This is a genomic window from Enterobacter sp. fkY84-1, assembly GCF_052974705.1.
In genome coordinates, this window is record NZ_CP169393.1 from 811,512 (window position 1) to 834,816 (window position 23,305).

The window sequence follows — 23,305 nt, forward strand, 5'->3', positions numbered from 1 at the left end:
GGTTTCCTGCACCAATTACTCGTAGCTAAATTCAAATGTCGCCACAGCCTGAAAATCGCCAATGGTCATTTTGTTTGTTTGGGTTTCACGTAGTGTGGCAACTAAAGGTACTTCCTTGTTTTGGATTTCTGTTGCAGTCCAGACCAGGCGCTCTGTATCAACGGTAGAGTTAATAGTGAATGGAGCCAGCGGTGTATCTGCTCTGGCAATTTCGACCGCAGAATAATCTGCACCACCGTTTGCTTTAGTGATCTGGTTGACTAGCCCCGTGGTCAAATAACCCGATGGTGACCCTTTTACCGTGGTTTTCAGCGAGGTCAGGGATGCCGGACATTCAACGATCACGATTTTGAAATTGGCATTCGCAGTACCGGCCTTCACATCGTCAATACGCACCTGGCTATTGCTACCAATAGTCAGCGTTTGTTGCGTATCGGAGCCCGTACCGCCAACCAGTTTCATATCGCAAGTGGTTTCGCGAATATTGGCGGTGAAGTTCACATCCAGATTGGTGCCGTTGGCAAGCGCTGAACCTGATAACGCAAGCATCGTCATGGCAACGACCGACAGCTTAAGATTTTTTTTCATACTCACTCTCATCTATTTTCCTGAATAATTACATTTGGCACTGTTGGTTATTAAGTACCGTTGTAAGTCCTACTTTTTGAGCGTTTTGTAAAACCTGATAACGGACGTCACATTTACTGTCCTTATCATTTCCCCAGACCACGTGCAGTACGCCTTGATCCTCTACGCCACGGACATAAGCTTGACCCGCCTGACCGACGGTGCCGACAGATTCATTTTTCTCATTTAATACATCTGCACCCAGAGGAATAAACCCTTTATCGGTTCGCTGGAGCTCTAATATCAGTGAACGACCTTCGTTCGTTTCAAAATTAACCAGCACCACAGAACCGCTACGAGGAACAGTAATTTCACTGGTGTTTGTTATTTCAACGTCGTTTTCCAGGGTGCTGATATCCAGATAAACACGGTTTTCACGATAAGCCGACATATAAGGTAAAATGCCGTAACCAGAATCACCAATTTCACTACTGCCGAAGCCAATACCTGCTCCTTTCGCACCGCTGGCTTTTACCAGCGCCAGTGCATCGCTGTCACCAATACTTCCCGGTGCGAATGCAATGCCCCCGGAATGTAATACCATGCCCCCGCTATAGGATGCGGAATATTGCTTGCTGTTGTCATCGCCGAATGAAGCCGATAATCCAAGAGGACCGTATGCGCTATTTAATGAACCATAGCCACTTATTTGATTCAGATTACCGTAATTACCGCTGTTAGAGGCGGCGCTGACGGAATAGCTGATCTTATTATCTTGCGTGTTGCCACCCGCAGAAGTGTTAACGCTCGTGCCACCTTTAAGATCGGAACGCAACCCCATATTAACGTTAGAGAAACCACCTGAACGCGAACCGTCATGTGAAAACACGTTTAGTGGAATACTCAAACTCAAATAAACGCTGTCATCTTTTTTCCCATACTGGTCATAGGTTCGTTGTAATGACAGACTGTAACTGCCATAGGTGAAGCTATTGTTATATCCAATGTTGTAGTTGGACGTTGACCCGGTGGCATTCCAGTAATCCTGCCATGTACCGCTGACGTACAGAGAACCAAAGCTATTTTCACCCGAATTCAAGGGCTGATTAAGACTGATTTGCACCTGATTTTTGGTTCGCTGATAGTCGGCGTATAGCGCGTCGTTTGAGGCATAGCTGCGGTTAGAATATTTCTGTCGCGTGATACTGTCCTGGAGCTGTGCCGCATCGTTAAGACTGAGGTAATCCTCTGTTGAGAAACGATAGGCCGCCACGTTGAAGGACGTATCTGTCGCCTCAATCATTTTGCTGAAGGTAAGGCGATAACTTTGACCGCTAAGCGTATTAAGGCCTTCAATATTCGCATGGGACTGGGTGGCATCAAGTGCGAACGCACCAATTGAGGTGTTCATCGCGAGGCCCAGAATACCCGCATAAAAATCCATGTCGCTGTATTGCGCGCCAATATAACCCGTGAAGGTATTATTCAGGCCATAGTAAAGCGTGCCATAACCGACTTTTGGTGCGTCAATCAGGGAATCGTCGTTTAATTCACCAAGACCCACGTCCCAGCGCGTCGCGCCCGGGCGAAGCATTTGGGTAACGGATGAAAAAGGCACGGTAAAGGAGCGTTTGCTGCCATCTGCTTCTTCGATGGTGACCAGTAAATCATTGCCATAGCCCGTTGTGCTTAGGTCATTAATTTCAAATGCCCCTGGTGGCACCGAGGTTTCATAGATCTTATTGCCGCTCTGCGTGACGCTGACTTTCGCGTTACTGTTTGCTGTCCCGCGGATCACCGGCGCATAGCCAGTAGAGCCCATCGGCAGCATGCGGTCATCGCTGTACATTCGGGTACCGCGTAGGCTTATTGAGTCAAACGCGTCACCGCGAGTATAGGAGTCACCTACGACGAATTGCGCATTGAGTGGCGTAATATCCCGCTGTAAATAGATATCCTGGCTGGAATACTTGGTACCGTTATCTTTGTCCCAGTTAAGATTACCGCGAGAACGTAACCGCCACGGGCCCATATTGATCCCGTAACGTAAACCCATATAGGCGCTTTCTGATGTACTGCCATTGCTCTCGCTATGCCATGCGTTCATATCATAAGAGAGCAGGGCGGCAGGAATACCGTTTTCCCAAAGAGACGGATCGACATAACCTGCCGGGCGTTTCAGGACATAGACCTGCGGGAAATTAAGATCCAGCGCCTGTTTACCGCTGTCATAACTTACCGTTGCGCCGGGAAAGGCCTTTTTAATATCTATGCATGACGCATCATCTTCCTGTACTTTATCCAGCGTCTTGGTATCTATACCTGATTGTGCCAACAGCAGTTTCGTCAGGCATGGCGCCGCGCGCGGTGTTCCGTTATCTTTAAACGTTACATCCACGGTAGATTTTAATTTACCGTTAAGGTTAATCTTTGTGCGATAAGTACCCGGTAATACCGGGTTGCCATGTGCAAAACGGTTAATATCAATATTTGAGCTGCCATTTAAAAGAAACTGATCGTTAAATTCAATCGCTTCTTCATCATCAGGCTGCGTATCTGCTGATGCGATATTTTCTGCACAAGCATAAAAGGGTAATGCTGCGCTTATAGCAAGGCATAAAAGAGAACGTTTAAATAACATGGCAGACCCGCTTGATCAGTGCAGAGAGCGATCTCTCTGCAGAGCTAATGCTATCAATTTTTATAGGAATTAGAGTTTTCTATTTATTTAAGTCCGGTTTCGTAATGGTCTGTTCCACCATAGTCATTAATGGCGTCATACTCTACGCTGCCATTTTCCACGGAAGCTAAACCTTTTATCGTCATCACAGCATCGCTGAAAGGTGCCACTGCCTGATGAATGACCTCATACGTTTTTGGCCCGGTTTTAAAGGTCACCGTTGAAACAGAGATGTTATATGGTGAGCTATTGTGTGCAACGAGTTTAATTGCATTTCCATCTTTCTTCTGCGTCCAGGTTAAACCTTTAGCAGCATCACCTGGAGTGCCTTTTAATCCGTCTGGACGGAAGAAGAATTTAATACGCGTTCTGAATGCCAGCTGAAGCTGGTTAAGGTTTTCTTTATCCACATTTTTGGATTTTGGCGGAATTTCCAGAACGTTGAACCAGAACAGGGATTCACGATCCTGAGGTAACGGTGTACCCGTGTAGGTAATTCGCACGGACTGCCCTTTTTTCGGATCAATACGTGATACTGGCGGGGTAATGATAAATGGGAGCTTAAGCTCTTGCGGGTTTACACCATCGCGACCATCGTCAAGCCAGGTCTGAACCAGAAGGGGTTTAGTGCCATGGTTATCGAGATTTACCACGACATCTTTGGAAGACTGCGTGTATACAATACGCGTGCCGGATATAACGATATCCGCCTTGGCATTTGATGCGCACAAAAAAGCGGTTGCGAGTAATGTGGCCTTCAGACCTTTACCGAATACTAAACGAGACATTTTCCACTTCCTTTTGGAATTACAGAAACAATCCCTCATTAATAATGAGGGATTGTTAAATTATTTTTAATTTACGAATCTCTTATTCGTAAATCATAGTGAAGGCAACCTGTGCCTGCACGGTACCCGCAGATACTGGGTTAGACGCGGCATCCCAACCCTGACCTTGGGTGTAAGCTACACGGTAGTACAGGTTACCTGCGCCAGTAGTAGTATCGATTGTTGCTTTCTGGGTATTGTTAGTCTGGTCAATCTTAATTTGATCGGTAGCGGAGTTACCGTCGTTTGACAGAACCAGGTTGACGTTCTTAGCTGCGCCCTGAGCGTTGCTTGGTGGAACCAGCAGGCCGCCTTCGGTAGAAGAAGAGCCAGCCCATGAAGAGAACTGTGCAGACGCTTTCTTCGCAGTAGCAGTATCACAACCCGTCAGGGACAGGGTGAATTTCTTTTCACCCAGGGTGCTGGTGGTACCCAGTGCGTTAGCGAAATCGCGCACAAATACGGTGTCCAGGTTCACGTCAAAATCGTTACCGTTCTGATCTATCTTCTGGTCAAGAGAAACCTGGCAAGTGTTGTTAGAAACCATACCGTGGAAGGTAATGGTACCCGTATCATTAGCTGCCATTGCGGAACCCGCGCTCAGAACCATTGCTACAGCTGCTGCCATGCCATATTTTTTGAAAGACATTTGATTATCCATATCTATAAGTTTTCGATATCAACAGGGCAAATTATATTTATCTATAATAAACCTTGTCATTTGAAATAATGTTATTTCGGTGCGGAGTTTAAATGCTTGCTGGAGGGAAATAAATAGGGGTGGTTTTATGAAGTTTATAAGATGTTTGTAGATATACTAATAATATTACGTGTGTGAATGTTATTTATGGATGTATATCGTTATGAATATAATTATGGCGGGAATATTTTAATAGGATAGATGGGGGGATTCACTCACCGAAAAAGCATTTCGATGAGTGAATTAGCTTTACGCCACCTGAACCGGAATCGCCTTTGCGGTGCGCTTCATGTCATTGTCGCCTTCGAAGTAGGCGACTTTAGGCTGCCAGCGACGTGCTTCTTCGTCAGACATCATCACGAAACTGGCGATGATCACGATATCACCCACGTCCGCGCAGTGCGCCGCAGCGCCGTTAACGGAGATGATTTTAGAACCGCGCTCGGCGGCAATCGCGTAGGTAGAGAAGCGTTTACCGTTGTTCACGTTCCAGATATCAATCGCTTCGTTTTCGAGGATACCTGCTGCATCAAGGAAATCCTGGTCAATGGCGCAGGAGCCTTCATAGTGCAGGTCGGCCTGCGTGACTTTCACACGGTGAAGCTTACCTTGCAGCATTTTGCGAATCATTACGTTTACCTATAATTATCAGGGGTTAAAGGAACTACGCCAGCTCAACCACTTTATTGTCGATCAGACGCGCCTGACCTAGCCAGGCCGCCACCAGGATGACTGCGCGCTTGCTGTTCTGGGTTAACTCCAGCAGCGTATCAGCATCACGAATTTGTACGTCGTCAGCACGAAGGCCTTTATCGTTAAGCGCCTGCTCGGCAAGGGCGATAATCTCTTCTGCTGTTAACTCTTTTGCCAGCATCTGCTCTGCCATGGTGTTCATGACCTTGCTTAAGCCCGGCGCGATTTTACGCTGTTCGGCAGTCAGGTAGCCATTTCGCGAGCTGAGTGCCAGACCGTCTTTGGCGCGTACAATCGGTACGCCGACAATCTCGATATCGTAACCCATATCCGCAACCATCTTGCGGATCAGCGCCAGCTGCTGGAAATCTTTCTCGCCAAAGCAGGCTACGTCCGGCTGTACCAGGTTGAACAGCTTGCTGACGATGGTGGAAACGCCGCGGAAATGGCCCGGGCGGCTCGCGCCTTCGAGCATGGTGGAAATGCCCGGGACGTCAACGTAGGTTGCCTCTTCGGTACCCTGCGGGTAAACATCCGCCGGTGCAGGTGAGAAAACGATATCCGCATGGCGTTTTTTGAGCTTCTCGCAATCTTCCTGCAGGGTACGCGGGTAGCGTGCCAGATCGTCTGCGCGGTCAAACTGCATGGGGTTCACGAAGATACTGACCACCACGATATCTGCCCGTGCACGGGCTTCGTCGACGAGCTTCATGTGGCCGTCATGCAGATTGCCCATGGTCGGGACCAGTGCGATACGTTTACCTTCCTGTCGTGCGCGGCGGATATGCTGGCGAAGCAGCGGCAGGGTTTCAATGATTAGCACAACGAGACTCCTTAATGGAAACTGTGTTCTTCACCCGGGTAAACACCGGATTCAACGTCGGCAATATACTGCCTGACCGCAGCGCGCATGTCGCCCGCTTCGGCGAGGAAATTTTTGGCAAATTTCGGGATGTGTCCGCCGGTGATACCGAAGGCGTCGTGCATCACCAGAATCTGACCGTCGGTGACGTTGCCTGCACCAATACCAATCACCGGAATGGACAGCGCGTCGGTGATGCGTTTCGCCAGCTCAACCGGCACGCACTCCAGCACCAGCAGCTGGGCACCTGCGGCTTCCAGCGCCAGGGCATCATCCAGCAGCGTCTGGGCGGCATCGCCACGGCCCTGCACCTTATAGCCGCCAAAGATATTGACGGACTGCGGCGTCAGGCCTAAATGCCCGCACACCGGCACGGCGCGCTCGGTGAGCCTCTTCACCGTATCCACAAGCCAGGCGCCGCCTTCAATTTTGACCATATTGGCACCGGCACGCATCACTGCCGCCGCGTTTTCGAATGCCTGTTCCGGCGTGGCATAGGCCATAAACGGCAGATCGGAAAGCAGCAGGCAGGCTGGGGCGCCACGGCGCACGGCGCGGGTATGGTAAGCGATATCCTCAACCGTTACCGGCAGGGTGGAATCATGTCCTTGTACCGTCATCCCTAACGAGTCCCCGACCAGCATGACGTTGATCCCCTCTTCGGCAAACAGTTTGGCGAAGCTGTAGTCATACGCGGTGATGGTGGCGAAGCGTTTTTTTTCCTGTTTGCATTTCTGCAGTAAGGAGATGGTGGTTGGTTTCATACTGTTTCCTGATAGCCCAAAAGCGAATCTTTGCGCATTCTAACAGTAACATTCGAGGGAACAATGATTTTAGGTAAGCGATTAACCATAAATATTTTATGGTTAATCGCTAAAAAAACAGCCTTACCAGCGGGCGGGTTTCTCTGCACCGAGACTGTTGAGAACGGCCTTTAGCGAGAGCCCGTCAGGAAAGGTAAGGGAAGGGGCAACTTCATACAGCGGCCAGAGCATAAACCCGCGATTTTTCATGTCGTAATGCGGTACGGTGAGGCGTTCAGTGTTAATCACCTCATGGCCGAACAGCATAATATCGAGATCAAGCGTGCGCGGCCCCCAGCGTTCGGCTTTGCGTACGCGGCCCTGCTGAAGCTCAATACGCTGGGTATTATCCAGCAGCGCTTCGGGACCCAGCTCAGTCTCAAGAACCACGGCGGCGTTGAGGTAGTCTGGCTGATCCTGCGGCCCCAGCGGCGGGGTGCGATAGAACGAGGAGACCGCCACGATGCGGCTTTGCGGGATCTCACCCAGCGCCTCTACGGCAGCATTCACCTGCTCCAGCGGTGAGGCTAAATTGCTGCCGATGGCGATATACGCGAGGGTCATGCTGTCCCTTCACGACGCGGCGCGCGTTTGCGCGGACGACGATGACGGCGACGCGGTTCCGGCTCTTCATCCAGCCCGGTCAGCATATCTTTCTGCTCTGGCGGGGCGGAGACCTGGAATTCAGCCCACCACTGCGCCAGACGCTGCAGCTCCTGGTTGCGTTCAATTTCAGCGCGCAGCGACAGGAGATCGAAGGCGGCACGGAACTTAGGATGCTCCATCAGCTTCCAGGCGCGTTTGCCCTGACGACGTGACATGCGCAGCTGAAGCTGCCAGATGTCGCGCACCAGAGTGGTAATACGTTTCGGAATGGCGAGCGTGCGGCAGCCTTCGTCCAGCACGTCGTTGGCGGCCAGCGCGAACGCATCGTAATAGGCGAGCCCGCTCTCCTGGGTAATACGCTGGGCCGTTTCCAGCAGCGGATACCAGAACATCGCGGCAAACAGGAACGCCGGGTTCACGCGCATGTCGTTGCGAATGCGGGTATCGGTATTCTTCAGCACCTGCGCAATCATCCGTTCCATTGGGCTGTCACCGTTTTCGGTGAAGTAGCGGGTAATGGTCGGGAACAGCGGCTGGAACAGGTTGTATTCGCGCAGAAGATTATAGGTTTCAAAGCCGTGGCCGGCCTGCAGCAGCTTCAGCGCTTCTTCGAACAGGCGAGCAGGCGGCACGTCGTTAATCAGCGTCGCCAGACGCGGGATCGGCTCGGCCGTTTCCGGGCTGATGCGCATATTGAGCTTGGCGGCAAAACGCACGGCGCGCAGCATACGTACGGGATCTTCACGGTAGCGCGTTTCCGGCGTGCCGATCAGGCGGATCAGACCTTCTTTCAGGTCCTGCATGCCGCCGACGTAATCGCGCACGGTGAAATCCGCCACGCTGTAATAGAGGCTGTTGATGGTGAAGTCGCGACGCTGGGCATCTTCTTCGATAGAGCCGAAGATGTTGTCGCGCAGCAGCATACCGTTCTGGCCGCGCTGCGACGTGGTGCGATCGGATGCGCCCGCTTCGTGGTGGCCGCGGAAGGTCGCCACTTCGATAATTTCCGGCCCAAACATCACGTGAGCCAGACGGAAGCGGCGGCCAACGAGACGACAGTTGCGGAATAATTTGCGCACCTGCTCAGGCGTGGCGCTGGTCGTCACGTCGAAATCTTTCGGTTTTTTGCCCAGCAGTAAATCACGCACCCCACCGCCGACGAGATAGGCCTCGTAGCCCGCTTTATTCAGACGATAGAGTACCTTGAGGGCATTTTCACTGATATCTTTGCGGGAAATAGAGTGCTGCTCACGCGGAATAACCGACATGTGTGGCTGTGCAATAGCATCATTCGCCATGCTCTCTTCGCGGCTTAGCACTTTACGGCAAAAATTAGCGACTCGGGTAAAAATGGTACACCTCGTAGTGTGTTTTGTTATGAAAAAAGCGGCTAATCATAGCTCAGCGCAACGCATTTGAGAATGCTGGATTTTTGGCACAGCCCTGAGCGTCCAGTTGGCGATGGCCATTTTCAGCAGTTCGTCAATACGCAGATCCTGCCATTCGTTGGTTACATTCTGGTTGAGAAAACGCAGCGCGTCGATCAAAACAGGACGCGGATCGCCGTCTGGCAGGGCCGGGGCGTGGTTCTGCTTTGATAATTTTAAGCCCTGCGCATTAACCGCCAGCGGCAGATGAATATAGTCCGGTGCCGTCCAGCCAAACTGGTGATACAGCGAGATTTGCCGTACGGTCGGCTCGACCAGATCCGCCCCGCGCACAATTTCCGTCACGCCCTGAAAATGATCGTCCACCACCACGGCCAGGTTGTAGGCGAACAGGCCATCGCGACGGTGAATAATAAAATCCTCACGCGCCAGACGTTCATCGGCATGAATTTCACCGGAGAGTAAATCGTGAAAGCGCGTCACCGGTGAGCGCTGCAGTATTCGCACGGCGGCATTTTCAGGACCGTTGTTCAACGTGCGGCAGTGGCCGTCATAGACGCCGCCTGCGCTCTGGATACGCGCGCGGGTGCAGGTGCAGTTATAGGAAAGCCCCTGAGCGCGAAGCCAGGCCAGACGTTCCCGATACGCCTCGTGACGTGTTGACTGCCACAGAACCTCGTCATCCCAGTGAAGACCGTAATGTTCCAGCTGACGCAGAATCGTCTCTGCTGCACCGGGAACTTCACGCGGAGGGTCAATATCTTCAATGCGGACGAGCCATTTTCCCTGACGGGCGCGAGCCTGCAGGTAGCTGCCGAGCGCGGCAATTAATGAGCCGAAGTGTAATTCACCGGAAGGAGATGGCGCGAAGCGCCCAATATAGTGTGATTCAGACATATCAACAGTAACAAGGCGGGAGAGACTCCCGCCTTTGGAGTGTGTAAACAGCGCTGGTGTTAACCGGCCATCTGTTTTTCGCGGATTTCGGCCAGCGTTTTGCAGTCGATGCACAGATCGGCGGTTGGACGCGCTTCCAGGCGACGAATGCCAATTTCAACACCGCAGGATTCGCAGTAGCCAAAATCTTCGTCTTCGACTTTTTTCAGCGTTTTCTCGATCTTTTTGATCAGTTTGCGTTCGCGGTCACGGTTACGCAGTTCGAGGCTGAACTCTTCTTCCTGAGCGGCACGGTCTACCGGATCCGGGAAGTTAGCAGCTTCATCCTGCATATGAGTAACGGTGCGATCGACTTCATCCCTGAGTTGATTACGCCATGCTTCAAGAATACGCTTGAAGTGCGACAGCTGGGCTTCGTTCATATACTCTTCGCCCGGTTTCTCTTGATACGGCTCCACCCCAGCGATGGCGAGAATACTCAGGGACGATGTTTTACGGTTTTGCCCTTCTTGCATGTTGCTTCTCCTTAACACGCACTATCGATCCCCGTGTTGGGGGAAAAATCAGGTCGCTATAAATAGCAGATGCTTTTCCGTATGGCAATTATCTAAACGTAACACTTGACAAGCCTGTGAGGAAAAGCGTATTTGCGCACGCGGCCAGAACACTTAATAGTCAATCGTCTAATCCCTTATAAGACAATGGGAAGAGAGGATCTCAGAGTCATATTATCGGCAGAAAGTTCCGCTTTATAAGCGAAAACCTCTACCCCCTGCTTTTGTGCCTCATTCAACAATTGCGCGTATTTAGGATCAATATGGCGGGCAGGGGAGAAACGTTCAATGGCTGAATGCAATACCGCAAACAGCAATACGGCGCGTTTGCCCGCCGCCGCAACACTCATTAGCTCTCGCAGATGCTTCTGGCCACGTAGCGTTACCGCATCCGGGAAGTAGCCATTTTCCTGTTCCGCTAACGTCACTGATTTCACTTCAATATAGCACTCCGGCCTGTCTTCCGCCTGTAACATGAAGTCAATTCTGCTGCCTTCATCGCCATATTTCACTTCGCTTTTATGCGTGCCATAACCGACCAGTTCGGGAATTACGCCATGAGTCAGCGCTTCCTTAACCAGTTGATTGGCGCGCAGGGTATTAACGCAAATAAATGCCCCGTTCTGGGTTTCGGTCATTTCCCAGGTATGGGCATATTTGCGTTTAGTATTTTCTGATGTGGAATACCAGACCCTGTCACCCGGCGTCGCGCATCCCGTCATGGCACCGGTATTGGGGCAGTGCAGGGTGAGCGGTTCGCCTTCAGGCGTGATCACATCGGCGAGGAAGCGTTTGTAGCGTTGGATAAGCGTAGCGTGCTGCAGGGGAGGACTAAACTTCATCAGAGTTCCTTTCGGTGTTGCCCAGCGTCCAGCGCTGTAGCGGCGTATAGCGGGTGCGTCCCTGTGCAAAGACGGATTCATAAAGCGCGAATGTGTTGACCGGAAAGGCCCAGTGAAAACCTGGCGGCGGGATGGCAACGGCCTGACCGGCATCGCGCAGCAGGGTAATGTGCGGATGAAACGGCTGTGGGCTTTGATAACAGCCGCTGCGCGCCGCCTGCGCGCGCAGCATGCTCGCCAGCTGCAATAATCCGCGCGGAGGCTGGCGCGTCCCCAGCCAGACCACGCGCGAACGCAGCCACTGACCCGCGTCGTCGAGGTGTAGCGTAAATTCCGGCTGGGTAATACGCCCGGCCATTGCGGCTAACGCCCGCTGTTTTTCGGCACTGACGTCGCCCAAAAAGGACAGCGTCAGGTGCAGGTTGGCCGCCGCGACAGGGCGACCGGCCTCCGGCGGGAAGTGGTCAGCGCGCCAGCGAACAATTTGACGCTGTAAGGGGGTGGGCAATTCAATGGCAAAAAACAGCCGTTTCGACTCAGGCATACGGAGGACTCGGTAATGATATGCGCCGATGCTACAATGTACGCCGACGAATGTTAACCCTCTGGAGCTGTTAGTGTCCTCATTGCCGGTCGCCGTTGTTCTTCCTGACCTTCTCGCTGCCTTACGCCATTCCCCGCAGGTTTTGCTGAATGCCCCGACGGGGGCGGGTAAGTCCACCTGGCTGCCGCTACAGATCCTGAGAGAGGGCAGTATCAGCGGGAAAATTATCCTGCTGGAGCCGCGCAGGCTGGCCGCACGCAACGTAGCGCAGCGCCTCGCGGAACTGCTGAATGAAAAACCGGGCGAAACGGTAGGGTACAGGATGCGCGCCGAGGCCTGCGTGGGTCCGACAACGCGCCTTGAGGTGGTCACCGAGGGCATTCTCACCCGCATGCTGCAAAACGATCCGGAGCTCACCGGCGTCGGGCTGGTGATCCTGGATGAATTTCACGAGCGCAGCCTGCAGGCGGATCTGGCCCTCGCGCTGTTGCTGGACGTTCAGCAGGGACTGCGTGACGATCTCCGGCTGCTGATAATGTCGGCCACGCTGGACAATGCGCGGCTACGGCAGGCGTTACCCGATGCGCCGGTCATCAGCTCTGAAGGGCGGGCGTTTCCAGTTGAACGCCGCTATCAACCGCTTCCCTCCCATCAGCGTTTTGACGAAGCGGTCGCCATTGCCACCGCAGAACTGCTGCGTCAGGAACCCGGCTCGCTGCTGCTGTTTTTGCCGGGCGTCGGGGAGATCCAGCGCGTGCAGGAGCAGCTTTCCTCTCGCGTAGGCGGTGATGTACTGCTCTGCCCGCTCTACGGCGCGCTGTCGCTGCAGGAGCAGCGTAAAGCTATCCTTCCTGCCCCGGTTGGACAGCGCAAGGTGGTACTGGCAACCAATATTGCTGAAACCAGTTTGACCATCGAAGGTATCCGCCTGGTGGTCGATAGCGCGCAGGAGAGGGTGGCAAGCTTTGACCCGCGCACCGGGCTGACTAAACTCCTGACGCAGCGCATCAGCCAGGCATCAATGGTGCAGCGCGCGGGCCGCGCGGGGCGACTTGAGCCGGGTATCTGCCTGCATTTGACCAGCGCAGAGCAGGCGGAACGCGCGGCGCAGCAAAGCACACCGGAAATTCTACAAAGCGATTTGTCTGGCCTGGTAATGGATCTGCTGCAGTGGGGCTGCCCGGATCCTGGACAGCTTACCTGGCTTGATTCCCCGCCAGCCGTGAACCTCACCGCTGCGCGCAACCTGTTGACCCAGCTTGGTGCGCTGGAAGGCGAACGTCTGACGGTACGCGGCCAGAAAATGGCGGCACTGGGCAACGATCCGCGTCTGGCCGCGATGCTGGTGGCCGCGCAGGGGGAAGATGAGATTGCCACGGCAGCCAAACTGGCGGCTATCCTTGAGGAGCCGCCGCGCGGAGGCAGCAGCGATCTGGGGCAGGCGTTTTCGCGCAATCAGGGGAACTGGCAGCAGCGGGCGCAGCAGCTCTGTAAGCGGCTTAACAGCCGCGGCGGCGTGCCAGACAGTGAGAGCATCTCCCGGCTGTTAGCGCAGGCGTTTCCGGACCGGATTGCGCGTCGGCGCGGGCTGGACGGTCGCTACCAGCTGGCAAACGGCATGGGGGCGATGCTGGACAGTGATGATGCCCTGACGCGTCATGAGTGGCTGATTGCGCCGCTCCTGCTGCAGGGGAGCAACTCCCCGGATGCGCGTATCCTGCAGGCGATTGCCGTCGATATTGACGCCCTGACCCGTACCTGTCCGCATCTGCTCCAGCAATCGGACATCGTCGAGTGGGATGACGCCCAGGGCACGCTGAAGGCGTTTCGTCGTAGCCAGATTGGCAAACTGACACTCGGAACGAAGCCGCTGGCGAAGCCGTCGGAAGACGAGCTCCATCAGGCTATGCTGAACGGCATTCGGGAAAAAGGGCTGAGCGTGCTGAACTGGACACCGGAGGCTGAGCAGTACCGCATTCGCCTGCACTGCGCCGCTCGCTGGTTGCCGGAGTACGCCTGGCCAGCGGTGGATGACGAAACGTTACTCGCGTCGCTGGAGACCTGGCTACTGCCGCAGATGAGCGGCGTACACTCCCTGCGGGCGCTGAAAGCGCTTGATGTTAAGGTCGCGTTACAGAATTTACTGGACTGGTCATTGCGTCAACGTCTGGATAGTGAACTGCCAGGGCATTACACTGTGCCGACCGGAAGCCGGATTGCCATCCGTTATCATGAGGATAATCCGCCGGCGCTGGCGGTTCGAATGCAGGAGATGTTTGGTGAGGCAACCACGCCGTCTATCGCTGAAGGGCGCGTGCCGTTGGTGCTTGAACTGCTGTCGCCTGCGCATCGACCCTTGCAGATCACTCGCGATTTGGGGGCGTTCTGGGCGGGGAGCTACCGTGACGTGCAAAAAGAGATGAAAGGGCGGTACCCCAAACACGTCTGGCCGGACGATCCGGCGAATACGGCGCCGACGAAGCGGACGAAGAAGTATTCCTGATAGGGATGTGCGGCCTGATGCCCTCACCCCGGCCCTCTCCCACAGGGAGAGGGAGAACTAATTTTGAGAGATTTCTTCTTTCACAGACCGGTGGAAGAAAAGAGAATCGGGCCTTTGCGCCTGAAAGTTGCGGAGAAAAAGCATGGCGGGGAATGACCGCGAGCCAATAGGACGTAAGGGAAGACCAACGCGTCCGGCGAAAGAAAAGGTAAGCCGTCGTCGCCTCAGAGATGAGGACTATGACGATGACTATGAAGACGATGATGAGGATGAAGAACCGATGCCGCGTAAAGGGAAAGGCAAAGGGCGCAAGCCTCGGGGCAAACGCGGCTGGTTCTGGCTGCTGCTGAAGCTCTTTATTGTTTTTGTTGTGCTGATGGCAATTTACGGCGTCTATCTGGATCAGAAGATCCGCAGCCGTATCGACGGTAAAGTCTGGCAGTTACCTGCGGCAGTGTATGGCCGTATGGTGAACCTTGAGCCAGATATGTCCATCACGAAAAACGAAATGGTAAAACTGCTGGAAGCCACCCAGTATCGTCAGGTGTCAAAAATGACGCGCCCTGGCGAATTTACCGTGCAGGCCAACAGCATTGAGATGATCCGCCGTCCGTTTGATTTCCCGGACAGCAAAGAGGGTCAGGTGCGCGCGCGTCTGACCTTTGACGGCGATCGTCTGGATACCATCGAGAACATGGATAACAACCGTCAGTTCGGTTTCTTCCGTCTCGATCCCCGCCTGATCACCATGCTCTCGTCGGCGAACGGCGAACAGCGTCTGTTCGTGGCGCGTAACGGCTTCCCGGATCTGCTGGTTGATACCCTGCTGGCAACCGAAGACCGCCACTTCTACGAGCATGACGGCATCAGCCTCTACTCGATTGGCCGTGCGGTCCTGGCGAACCTGACCGCGGGCCGTACCGTGCAGGGGGCAAGTACGCTGACCCAGCAGCTGGTGAAGAACCTGTTTCTCTCCAGCGAGCGCTCTTACTGGCGTAAAGCGAACGAAGCGTATATGGCCGTGCTGATGGATGCACGCTACAGCAAGGATCGTATCCTTGAGCTGTATATGAACGAGGTGTACCTCGGTCAGAGCGGCGACAACGAAATCCGCGGCTTCCCGCTGGCGAGCCTGTACTACTTTGGTCGTCCGGTCGAAGAGCTGAGTCTGGACCAGCAGGCGCTGCTGGTGGGCATGGTGAAAGGGGCATCCATTTATAACCCGTGGCGTAACCCGAAACTGGCGCTGGAGCGTCGTAACCTCGTTCTGCGTCTGCTGCAACAGCAGCAGGTGATTGACCAGGAGCTGTACGACATGTTGAGCGCGCGTCCGCTCGGCGTGCAGCCGCGCGGTGGGGTGATCTCGCCTCAGCCTGCGTTTATGCAGCTGGTGCGTCAGGAGCTGCAGAGCAAGCTTGGCGATAAGGTGAAAGACCTCTCCGGCGTGAAGATCTTTACGACCTTTGACTCCGTGGCGCAGGATGCGGCAGAAAAAGCGGCGGTGGAAGGCATTCCGGCGCTGAAGAAACAGCGTAAGCTCTCCGATCTTGAAACCGCGATGGTGGTGGTTGACCGTAACTCCGGCGAAGTTCGTGCGATGGTGGGCGGTGCCGAGCCGCAGTTTGCTGGCTATAACCGTGCCATGCAGGCGCGTCGCTCGATCGGCTCTCTGGCAAAACCGGCAACCTATCTCACTGCCCTGAGTCAGCCAAACCAGTATCGTCTCAATACCTGGATTGCGGATGCGCCGATCTCCCTGCGCCAGCCTAACGGCCAGGTGTGGTCACCGCAGAACGACGACAAGCAGTTTAGCGGTCAGGTGATGCTGGTGGATGCGTTGACGCGCTCCATGAACGTGCCGACGGTGAACCTGGGCATGTCGCTGGGTCTGCCAGCGATTGTCGATACCTGGCAGAAGCTGGGCGTGGCGAAAGATCAGCTGCACCCGGTACCGGCGATGATCCTGGGGGCGCTCAACCTGACGCCGATCGAAGTGGCGCAGGCGTTCCAGACGATCGCCAGCGGCGGTAACCGCGCGCCGCTCTCCGCTCTGCGTTCGGTGATTGCCGAAGATGGCTCCGTGCTGTATCAGAGCTTCCCGCAGGCGGAACGTGCCGTTCCTGCGCAGGCGGCCTATATGACGCTGTGGACGATGCAGCAGGTGGTGCAGCGCGGTACCGGCCGTCAGCTGGGAGCGAAGTATCCGGGCCTGCATCTGGCGGGTAAAACCGGGACCACCAACAACAACGTTGATACCTGGTTTGCCGGTATTGATGGTCGTGAAGTGGTGATCACCTGGGTAGGCCGCGACAACAACCAGCCGACGAAACTGTACGGCGCGAGCGGGGCGATGTCGATTTACCAGCGCTATCTGGCGAATCAGTCCCCGGTGCCGCTGAACCTGGTTGCGCCGGAAGATATCGTCGATATGGGCGTGGACAGTTCCGGTAACTTCGTCTGCGGCGGCGGAATGCGTACTCTGCCGGTCTGGACAACCAACCCGGATTCCCTGTGCCAGCAAAGCCAGCCAGAACAGCCAACGGGTAACCCGTTTGAGCAGTCTTCTCAGCCACAGCAGCCGCAGCAGCAACAGCCGCAGCAGCAGAACGAGAAGAAAGACAGCGATGGTGTCGCAGGCTGGATTAAAGATATGTTCGGCGGTAACTAACCGCGTGAGGTCCCCCCGCAAGGGGGGATTTTTTTACCCATTCCCCCCCTTTTTTTAACCCTCTTTTTAATATTGATTAACCCTTCGTTCTCTCCTGGTTATTTCTTAAACCCTTAATTCTCGTAGGGCCGCTTACTGCTTGCTATGCAGTCAGCGTTTCGCCTATTATGCTGCGGTCATAATAATAATTCTCGTTTACGTTATCATTCACTTTTCCATCAGAGATACACCATGGCGCTTTCCAATACTGCTCAGCCAATCAATACGTCGCTGCGTAAAATCGCGGTCGTCGTCGCCACAGCGGTTGCCGGCATGTCGGCTTATACACATGCTGCCGAAACCCCGAAAAAAGAAGAAACCATTACGGTAACCGCAGCACCTGCGGCACAGGAAAGTGCCTGGGGACCGGCACCCACGATTGCGGCTAAACGCACCGCCACCGCGACCAAGACCGATACCCCGATTGAGAAAACCCCGCAGTCTATTTCTGTCGTCACCCGTGAGGAGATGGACATGAAGCAGCCGGGGACGGTTAAACAGTCGCTGGCCTATACGCCGAGCGTGTTCGCAACACGCGGGGCGTCTACAACGTATGACGTTGTTTCTATTCGTGGGTTCACCACCTCCAGCACCGTGAATACTAACCAGTATCTGGACGGGATGAAGCTGCAGGGAGATAACTATTCTGAAGCGTCTATGGATCCGTATTTCCTTGAGCGCGTCGAGCTGCTGCGTGGCCCAACGTCCGTTCTGTACGGTAAAAGCCACCCGGGCGGCGTGGTCAGCATGGTCAGCAAGCGCCCAACCACCGAGCCACTGAAAGAAATTCAGTTCAAAATGGGTACCGATAACCTGTGGCAGACCGGGTTTGATTTCAGCGATGCGATTGATGATGACGGCGTGTGGTCATACCGTCTGACCGGTCTGGGGCGCAGCGAAAATGCGCAGCAGGAGATGGTGAAATCTTCCCGCTACGCCATTGCACCTGCTTTCAGCTGGCGTCCTGACGATAAAACCGATTTTACTTTCCTGAGCAACTTCCAGAGCGATCCGGATGCAGGCTATTACGGCTGGCTGCCGCGGGAAGGTACCGTTGTGCCTTACTACGATGCCAACGGCAAAGCACACAAGCTGCCGACCGATTTCAACGAAGGTGAAGAAGATAACAAGATCTCCCGTCGTCAGAAAATGGTGGGTTACAGCTTCTCGCATCAGTTTGATGACACCTTTACCGTGCGTCAAAACCTGCGCTACACCAAAATCAATACGCTTTACCGTTCCGTCTACGGTAACGGCTATATTGCACCGGCTCAGATCAGCCGCGCGTATGTGCGCTCCGATGAGGACCTCAACTCGTTTACCGTTGATACTCAGCTTCAGTCCAAATTCGCGACGGGTGCAGTGGATCATACCCTGTTGACGGGCGTTGATTACCTCCGCATGCGTAATGATATTGATGCTGACTACGGCACGGCCGATCCCATCAGTATGACGAAGCCTGCGTACGGCAATCCAAATGTCGACGTTTACTACCTTTACAAAGTGCTCAACCGTCAGGAACAAACCGGCCTTTATGCGCAGGATCAGGCTGAATGGGATAAGTGGGTACTCACAATGGGTGGCCGCTATGACTTTGCGAAAACCTCAGCACTGACGCGTACAACCGGTACTACCGCGGAAATCAACGATCAGGCATTCACGTGGCGCGGCGGGATTAACTACCTGTTCGACAACGGCATCACGCCTTATTTCAGCTATAGCGAATCGTTCGAACCGATTTCGGGTACCACTCAGGGCGGCAAACCGTTCGATCCTGCACGCGGCAAGCAGTATGAAGCGGGCGTGAAGTACGTACCGAAAGACCTGCCTGTTGTGGTCACGGCTGCTGTTTATCAGTTAACCAAAAACAACAACCTGACGGCCGATCCGGCGAACCCGACCAGCGGCTTTAGCGTGCAGGGCGGTGAAATTCGCTCTCGCGGTTTCGAACTGGAAGCGAAAGCTGCCGTCTCTGCCAACGTGAACGTGACGGCTTCCTATAGCTTTACTGATGCCAAATACACGCACGATACCTGGTATGAAGGCCGTCGTCCGGCGGAGGTGCCGCGCAATATGGCGTCTCTGTGGGCAGATTATACCTTCCACGAGACGGCGTTGAGCGGTCTGACGGTAGGGGCTGGCACCCGTTACATCGGTAACACCGTGTCCTATTACTCTGCTTCGTCGCCAAAAGCCTACCAGTCGTTCAACGTCGCGGGCTATGCCCTGGCGGATGCCACCGTGAAATACGATCTGGCACGCTTTGGACTTCCCGGCTCTTCTGTCGGCGTCAACGTGAATAACATCTTCGATCGCGAATACGTCTCCAGCTGCTACAGCGAATATGCCTGCTACTGGGGAGCAGGACGTCAGGTTGTTGCTACCGCGACCTTCCGCTTCTAATCTCTCTTCGGGCACGGTTCGCCGTGCCCTTTTTATTTAAGTTGGCTGATATGCAGGATAATCAAACGCAACCCGACACCACCTTTACGCTCAACCATCTCTCCTTTCGCGTACCCGGGCGCACCTTGCTGCATCCGCTCTCTTTGACGTTTCCCGCAGGTAAAGTCACAGGCCTGATTGGTCACAACGGTTCCGGTAAGTCCACGCTGCTCAAGATGCTGGGACGACATCAGCCGCCGTCAGAAGGCGACATCCTGCTGGATGACCAACCGCTGGAGAGCTGGAGCAGTAAAGCCTTTGCGCGCAAAGTGGCGTATCTGCCGCAGCAGCTGCCGCAGGCGGAGGGGATGACGGTGCGAGAACTGGTGGCGATTGGGCGTTATCCGTGGCATGGCGCGCTTGGACGCTTTGGCGTGGCCGACAGAGAGAAAGTGGAAGAGGCGATTGCGCTGGTCGGGCTTAAGCCGCTGGCGCACCGTCTGGTGGATAGCCTGTCCGGCGGTGAACGCCAGCGCGCGTGGATTGCAATGCTGGTGGCCCAGGACAGCCGCTGCCTGCTCCTCGACGAACCCACCTCCGCACTTGATATCGCCCATCAGGTCGATGTTCTGGCGCTGGTGCACCGCTTGAGCCAGCAGCGCGGTCTGACGGTGATTGCGGTGCTGCATGATATCAACATGGCGGCACGCTACTGTGATTACCTTGTTGCGCTGCGCGGCGGCGAAATGATTGCGCAGGGAACGCCGTCCGAGCTGATGCGCAGCGAAACGCTGGAACAGATTTATGGTATTCCGATGGGTATTCTGCCTCACCCGGCCGGGGCTGCACCGGTGAGCTTCGTGTACTGATGCTGGACAACATGCGCATTAGCCGCCGTCGCCTGCTGACGGCGATGGCCCTCTCACCGCTGCTGTTAAAAATGAATACGGCGCGTGCCGCCGCCGTCGATCCGCACCGCATAGTGGCGCTGGAGTGGTTGCCGGTCGAGCTGATGATGGCGCTCGGCGTTACGCCCTACGGCGTCGCGGACATTCCCAACTATAACCTCTGGGTGAACGAGCCGAAGCTGCCGGACTCGGTGATCGACGTCGGCCTGCGTACGGAGCCAAACCTCGAGCTGCTCACCCAGATGAAACCCTCGTTCCTGTTCTGGTCCGCGGGCTACGGTCCGTCAGAAGAGGTGATGGCGCGCATTGCACCCGGGCGTGGATTCGCTTTCAGCGACGGTAAAAAACCGCTGGCCGTAGCGAAAAATTCGATTGGCGAGATGGCGCATTTCCTTAACCGGGAAGCGGAGGCCAAACGGCATCTCGACGAATTTGATGCCCTGATCGACTCCCTGAAGCCGCGTTTTGCTCACCGGGGCGATCGTCCGCTGCTGATGGTGACGCTGCTGGATGCCCGCCATATGCTGGTCTTTGGTAAAAACTGCCTGTTCCAGGAGGTGCTGGACAGCTTCGGCATTCGCAACGCCTGGGAAGGGGAGATGACGTTCTGGGGCAGTACCGCTGTGGGTATCGATCGCCTCGCGGCGTTTCGCGATGTGGATGTGCTGTGCTTCGATCACGGCAACGAGCGCGACATGCAAACCCTGATGGCGACCCCGCTCTGGCAGGCGATGCCGTTTGTGCGCGAGCGGCGCTTCCAGCGCGCTCCGGCGGTCTGGTTCTACGGCGCGACGCTGTCGGCGATGCATTTTGCCCGCGTGCTGGATAACGCCCTGGGAGGTAAAGCATGAGTACGCGTATTGCCCGTTTCCCGGCGCTTCTGCTGATGCTGATTTTTCTTGCCGCGCTGGCGTTAACCGGGTTCAACCTCTCTGCCGCGTTACCGCGCGCGCAATGGGGAGCCGCGCTGGCCTCGCCGGATATCGACAATATTCAGCAGATGCTGTTCCACTACAGCCTGCTGCCGCGTCTGGCAATCTCCCTTTTAGTCGGTGCCGGTTTAGGGCTGGTGGGCGTGCTGTTCCAGCAGGTGTTACGTAACCCGCTGGCGGAGCCAACCACGCTCGGCGTCGCGACCGGGGCACAGCTTGGGATCACTATCACCACGCTGTGGGCGCTGCCGGGAGCGTTAACCTCGCAGTTTGCGGCACTCGCGGGGGCGTGTGTGGTGGGCGCACTGGTCTTTGGCGTGGCCTGGGGCAAACGCCTTTCCCCTGTGACGCTCATTCTGGCCGGGCTGGTGGTGAGCCTCTACTGTGGCGCGATTAACCAGCTGCTGGTGCTGTTCCACCACGATCGGCTGCAAAGCATGTTCCTGTGGAGTACCGGTACGCTCACCCAAACCGACTGGAGCGTTGTGCTGCGCCTGTGGCCGCAGCTGGCTGGCGGTGTCGTGCTGACGCTGCTGCTCCTGCGTCCCCTGACGCTGATGGGACTGGATGATGGCGTGGCGCGTAACCTGGGGCTGGCGCTGTCGCTGGCTCGACTGGCGGCGCTGACGCTGGCGATTGTATTGAGCGCCCTGCTGGTGAATGCGGTTGGCATCATCGGGTTTATCGGCCTGTTTGCGCCGCTGCTGGCGAAAATGCTTGGGGCGCGCCGTTTGCTGGCGCGTCTGCTGCTGGCCTCGCTGATTGGGGCGCTGATCCTCTGGCTTTCCGATCAGCTTATTCTCTGGCTGGCGCGGGTGTGGCGGGAAGTCTCTACCGGCTCGGTCACGGCGCTTATCGGTGCGCCGCTGCTGCTTTGGCTGCTGCCGCGTCTGCGCAGCATGAGCGCACCGGCGATGGATGCGGGCGATAAAGTCCATGCTGAACGTCAGTCGGTACTGTGGTTTAGCCTTGCCGGGCTGGCGGTGCTGATTATTGCCTCGTTCGCGGCGCTCTCATTCGGTCGCGATGCCGCGGGCTGGCACTGGGCAGCGGGCGATTTACTCAACGACCTGCTGCAGTGGCGCTGGCCGCGTATCTTTGCTGCGCTGATCGCAGGGGTAATGCTGGCGGTGGCGGGGTGCATTATTCAGCGTCTGACCGGCAACCCGATGGCGAGCCCGGAAGTGCTTGGGATCAGCTCTGGCGCCGCCTTTGGCGTGGTGCTGATGCTGTTCTTTGTGCCGGGCAATGCGTTTGGCTGGCTGATGCCTGCCGGCAGTCTCGGGGCGGCGGTTACGCTGCTGATTATCCTGATTGCCGCCGGTCGCGGCGGGTTTTCACCGCACCGTATGCTGCTGGCGGGGATGGCGCTCAGCACCGCGTTCACCATGCTGCTGATGATGCTGCAGGCAAGCGGCGACCCGCGTATGGCGAAGATCCTGACCTGGATATCCGGCTCAACGTACGGCGCGACCGGCAGCCAGGCGATCGGGTCCGGGATCGTGATGGTCGTGCTGCTGGCGATGGTGCCGCTGTGCCGACGCTGGCTGACTATTCTGCCGCTCGGCGGGGAAACCGCACGTGCGGTGGGAATGGCGCTGACGCCAGCGCGTGTAGCGCTGTTGCTGCTCGCCGCGTGCCTGACGGCGACGGCCACCATGACGATTGGCCCGCTGAGTTTTGTGGGGTTAATGGCGCCGCATATCGCCAGAATGATGGGGTTCCGCCGGACGATGCCGCATATCGTCATGTCGGCCCTCACGGGTGGGGTGATGCTGGTGTTTGCAGACTGGTGCGGAAGAATGGTGCTGTTCCCGTATCAGATCCCGGCGGGGCTGCTGTCGACCTTTATTGGTGCGCCGTATTTTATTTATCTGTTGAGAAAGCAGAGTCGGTAATCAGGTGCGGCT

The 23,305-nt window shown here is 55.6% G+C and carries 19 protein-coding genes; 6 read left to right on the plus strand and 13 right to left on the minus strand.

Annotation, left to right across the window (positions count from 1 at the left end; all coding sequences use genetic code 11):
* Positions 1-15: 15 nt before the first annotated feature.
* The 13 genes from ACEPLT_RS03795 to thpR form a co-directional block, all read right to left on the minus strand.
* Complete coding sequence (locus ACEPLT_RS03795) at positions 16-588, minus strand: fimbrial protein (RefSeq protein ID WP_032654701.1); 573 nt, start codon at positions 586-588, stop codon at positions 16-18.
* Positions 589-616: 28 nt separating this feature from the next.
* On the minus strand, positions 617-3,208 hold the full coding sequence (locus ACEPLT_RS03800) for an outer membrane usher protein (RefSeq protein WP_063616192.1): 2,592 nt from the start codon (positions 3,206-3,208) through the stop codon (positions 617-619).
* Between the two features lie 83 nt (positions 3,209-3,291).
* The gene (locus tag ACEPLT_RS03805; RefSeq protein WP_032654704.1) at positions 3,292-4,035 is read right to left on the minus strand and encodes a fimbrial chaperone; all 744 of its coding nucleotides are present in this window, start codon (positions 4,033-4,035) and stop codon (positions 3,292-3,294) included.
* Positions 4,036-4,117: 82 nt separating this feature from the next.
* A complete protein-coding gene (locus ACEPLT_RS03810) occupies positions 4,118-4,723 on the minus strand; it encodes a fimbrial protein (protein ID WP_032654709.1) in 606 nt (201 codons plus the stop codon).
* A gap of 300 nt (positions 4,724-5,023) precedes the next feature.
* Complete coding sequence (panD, locus tag ACEPLT_RS03815; protein WP_006810068.1) at positions 5,024-5,404, minus strand: aspartate 1-decarboxylase; 381 nt, start codon at positions 5,402-5,404, stop codon at positions 5,024-5,026.
* A 34-nt stretch (positions 5,405-5,438) separates the two neighbouring features.
* Positions 5,439-6,290, minus strand: a complete 852-nt coding sequence (gene panC / locus ACEPLT_RS03820) for a pantoate--beta-alanine ligase (RefSeq protein ID WP_008501942.1) — start codon at positions 6,288-6,290, stop codon at positions 5,439-5,441.
* 11 nt (positions 6,291-6,301) lie between these two features.
* Complete coding sequence (gene panB, locus ACEPLT_RS03825; protein ID WP_023293249.1) at positions 6,302-7,093, minus strand: 3-methyl-2-oxobutanoate hydroxymethyltransferase; 792 nt, start codon at positions 7,091-7,093, stop codon at positions 6,302-6,304.
* Between the two features lie 123 nt (positions 7,094-7,216).
* Complete coding sequence (gene folK / locus ACEPLT_RS03830) at positions 7,217-7,696, minus strand: 2-amino-4-hydroxy-6-hydroxymethyldihydropteridine diphosphokinase (protein ID WP_021240500.1); 480 nt, start codon at positions 7,694-7,696, stop codon at positions 7,217-7,219.
* Complete coding sequence (gene pcnB / locus ACEPLT_RS03835; RefSeq protein WP_072203850.1) at positions 7,693-9,090, minus strand: polynucleotide adenylyltransferase PcnB; 1,398 nt, start codon at positions 9,088-9,090, stop codon at positions 7,693-7,695. Before pcnB ends, folK begins: the two co-directional genes overlap by 4 nt.
* 42 nt (positions 9,091-9,132) lie before the next feature.
* Positions 9,133-10,023: a tRNA glutamyl-Q(34) synthetase GluQRS gene (gene gluQRS / locus ACEPLT_RS03840; protein ID WP_008501938.1), complete on the minus strand. Its 891-nt coding sequence runs from the start codon at positions 10,021-10,023 to the stop codon at positions 9,133-9,135.
* A gap of 59 nt (positions 10,024-10,082) precedes the next feature.
* The gene (dksA, locus tag ACEPLT_RS03845; RefSeq protein WP_001155232.1) at positions 10,083-10,538 is read right to left on the minus strand and encodes an RNA polymerase-binding protein DksA; all 456 of its coding nucleotides are present in this window, start codon (positions 10,536-10,538) and stop codon (positions 10,083-10,085) included.
* A 176-nt stretch (positions 10,539-10,714) separates the two neighbouring features.
* On the minus strand, positions 10,715-11,419 hold the full coding sequence (gene sfsA, locus ACEPLT_RS03850; RefSeq protein ID WP_039265695.1) for a DNA/RNA nuclease SfsA: 705 nt from the start codon (positions 11,417-11,419) through the stop codon (positions 10,715-10,717).
* Positions 11,409-11,963 carry an RNA 2',3'-cyclic phosphodiesterase gene (gene thpR, locus ACEPLT_RS03855; protein ID WP_232928453.1) on the minus strand — a complete coding sequence of 185 codons (555 nt, stop codon included), beginning with the start codon at positions 11,961-11,963 and terminating at the stop codon, positions 11,409-11,411. Before thpR ends, sfsA begins: the two co-directional genes overlap by 11 nt.
* Positions 11,964-12,036: 73 nt before the next feature.
* Between thpR and hrpB the strand changes: the two genes are divergently transcribed.
* The 6 genes from hrpB to fhuB all read left to right on the plus strand — a co-directional run bounded on the left by hrpB (position 12,037) and on the right by fhuB (position 23,293).
* Positions 12,037-14,466, plus strand: coding sequence for an ATP-dependent helicase HrpB (gene hrpB / locus ACEPLT_RS03860; protein ID WP_232928450.1), 2,430 nt, complete (start codon positions 12,037-12,039; stop codon positions 14,464-14,466).
* A gap of 142 nt (positions 14,467-14,608) precedes the next feature.
* A complete protein-coding gene (gene mrcB, locus ACEPLT_RS03865) occupies positions 14,609-17,134 on the plus strand; it encodes a bifunctional glycosyl transferase/transpeptidase (RefSeq protein WP_008501930.1) in 2,526 nt (841 codons plus the stop codon).
* Between the two features lie 231 nt (positions 17,135-17,365).
* Positions 17,366-19,576 (plus strand): ferrichrome porin FhuA, encoded by a 2,211-nt coding sequence (gene fhuA, locus ACEPLT_RS03870; protein WP_094944054.1) that lies wholly within the window; start codon positions 17,366-17,368, stop codon positions 19,574-19,576.
* A 50-nt stretch (positions 19,577-19,626) separates the two neighbouring features.
* Positions 19,627-20,424, plus strand: coding sequence for a Fe3+-hydroxamate ABC transporter ATP-binding protein FhuC (fhuC, locus tag ACEPLT_RS03875; RefSeq protein WP_008501928.1), 798 nt, complete (start codon positions 19,627-19,629; stop codon positions 20,422-20,424).
* On the plus strand, positions 20,424-21,314 hold the full coding sequence (gene fhuD, locus ACEPLT_RS03880; protein ID WP_023293241.1) for a Fe(3+)-hydroxamate ABC transporter substrate-binding protein FhuD: 891 nt from the start codon (positions 20,424-20,426) through the stop codon (positions 21,312-21,314). The genes fhuC and fhuD overlap by 1 nt, the downstream gene beginning before the upstream one ends.
* A complete protein-coding gene (gene fhuB / locus ACEPLT_RS03885) occupies positions 21,311-23,293 on the plus strand; it encodes a Fe(3+)-hydroxamate ABC transporter permease FhuB (protein ID WP_232928448.1) in 1,983 nt (660 codons plus the stop codon). Before fhuD ends, fhuB begins: the two co-directional genes overlap by 4 nt.
* Positions 23,294-23,305: the final 12 nt, after the last annotated feature.

What these genes read in the sequence shown, in the direction of transcription:
- ACEPLT_RS03795 (WP_032654701.1), bottom strand. Translation starts at nt 588, where the DNA reads ATGAAAAAAAATCTTAAGCTGTCGGTCGTTGCCATGACGATGCTTGCG.
- ACEPLT_RS03800 (WP_063616192.1), bottom strand. Translation starts at nt 3,208, where the DNA reads ATGTTATTTAAACGTTCTCTTTTATGCCTTGCTATAAGCGCAGCATTA.
- ACEPLT_RS03805 (WP_032654704.1), bottom strand. Translation starts at nt 4,035, where the DNA reads ATGTCTCGTTTAGTATTCGGTAAAGGTCTGAAGGCCACATTACTCGCA.
- ACEPLT_RS03810 (WP_032654709.1), bottom strand. Translation starts at nt 4,723, where the DNA reads ATGTCTTTCAAAAAATATGGCATGGCAGCAGCTGTAGCAATGGTTCTG.
- panD (WP_006810068.1), bottom strand. Translation starts at nt 5,404, where the DNA reads ATGATTCGCAAAATGCTGCAAGGTAAGCTTCACCGTGTGAAAGTCACG.
- panB (WP_023293249.1), bottom strand. Translation starts at nt 7,093, where the DNA reads ATGAAACCAACCACCATCTCCTTACTGCAGAAATGCAAACAGGAAAAA.
- folK (WP_021240500.1), bottom strand. Translation starts at nt 7,696, where the DNA reads ATGACCCTCGCGTATATCGCCATCGGCAGCAATTTAGCCTCACCGCTG.
- gluQRS (WP_008501938.1), bottom strand. Translation starts at nt 10,023, where the DNA reads ATGTCTGAATCACACTATATTGGGCGCTTCGCGCCATCTCCTTCCGGT.
- dksA (WP_001155232.1), bottom strand. Translation starts at nt 10,538, where the DNA reads ATGCAAGAAGGGCAAAACCGTAAAACATCGTCCCTGAGTATTCTCGCC.
- sfsA (WP_039265695.1), bottom strand. Translation starts at nt 11,419, where the DNA reads ATGAAGTTTAGTCCTCCCCTGCAGCACGCTACGCTTATCCAACGCTAC.
- thpR (WP_232928453.1), bottom strand. Translation starts at nt 11,963, where the DNA reads ATGCCTGAGTCGAAACGGCTGTTTTTTGCCATTGAATTGCCCACCCCC.
- mrcB (WP_008501930.1), top strand. Translation starts at nt 14,609, where the DNA reads ATGGCGGGGAATGACCGCGAGCCAATAGGACGTAAGGGAAGACCAACG.
- fhuA (WP_094944054.1), top strand. Translation starts at nt 17,366, where the DNA reads ATGGCGCTTTCCAATACTGCTCAGCCAATCAATACGTCGCTGCGTAAA.
- fhuC (WP_008501928.1), top strand. Translation starts at nt 19,627, where the DNA reads ATGCAGGATAATCAAACGCAACCCGACACCACCTTTACGCTCAACCAT.
- fhuD (WP_023293241.1), top strand. Translation starts at nt 20,424, where the DNA reads ATGCTGGACAACATGCGCATTAGCCGCCGTCGCCTGCTGACGGCGATG.
- fhuB (WP_232928448.1), top strand. Translation starts at nt 21,311, where the DNA reads ATGAGTACGCGTATTGCCCGTTTCCCGGCGCTTCTGCTGATGCTGATT.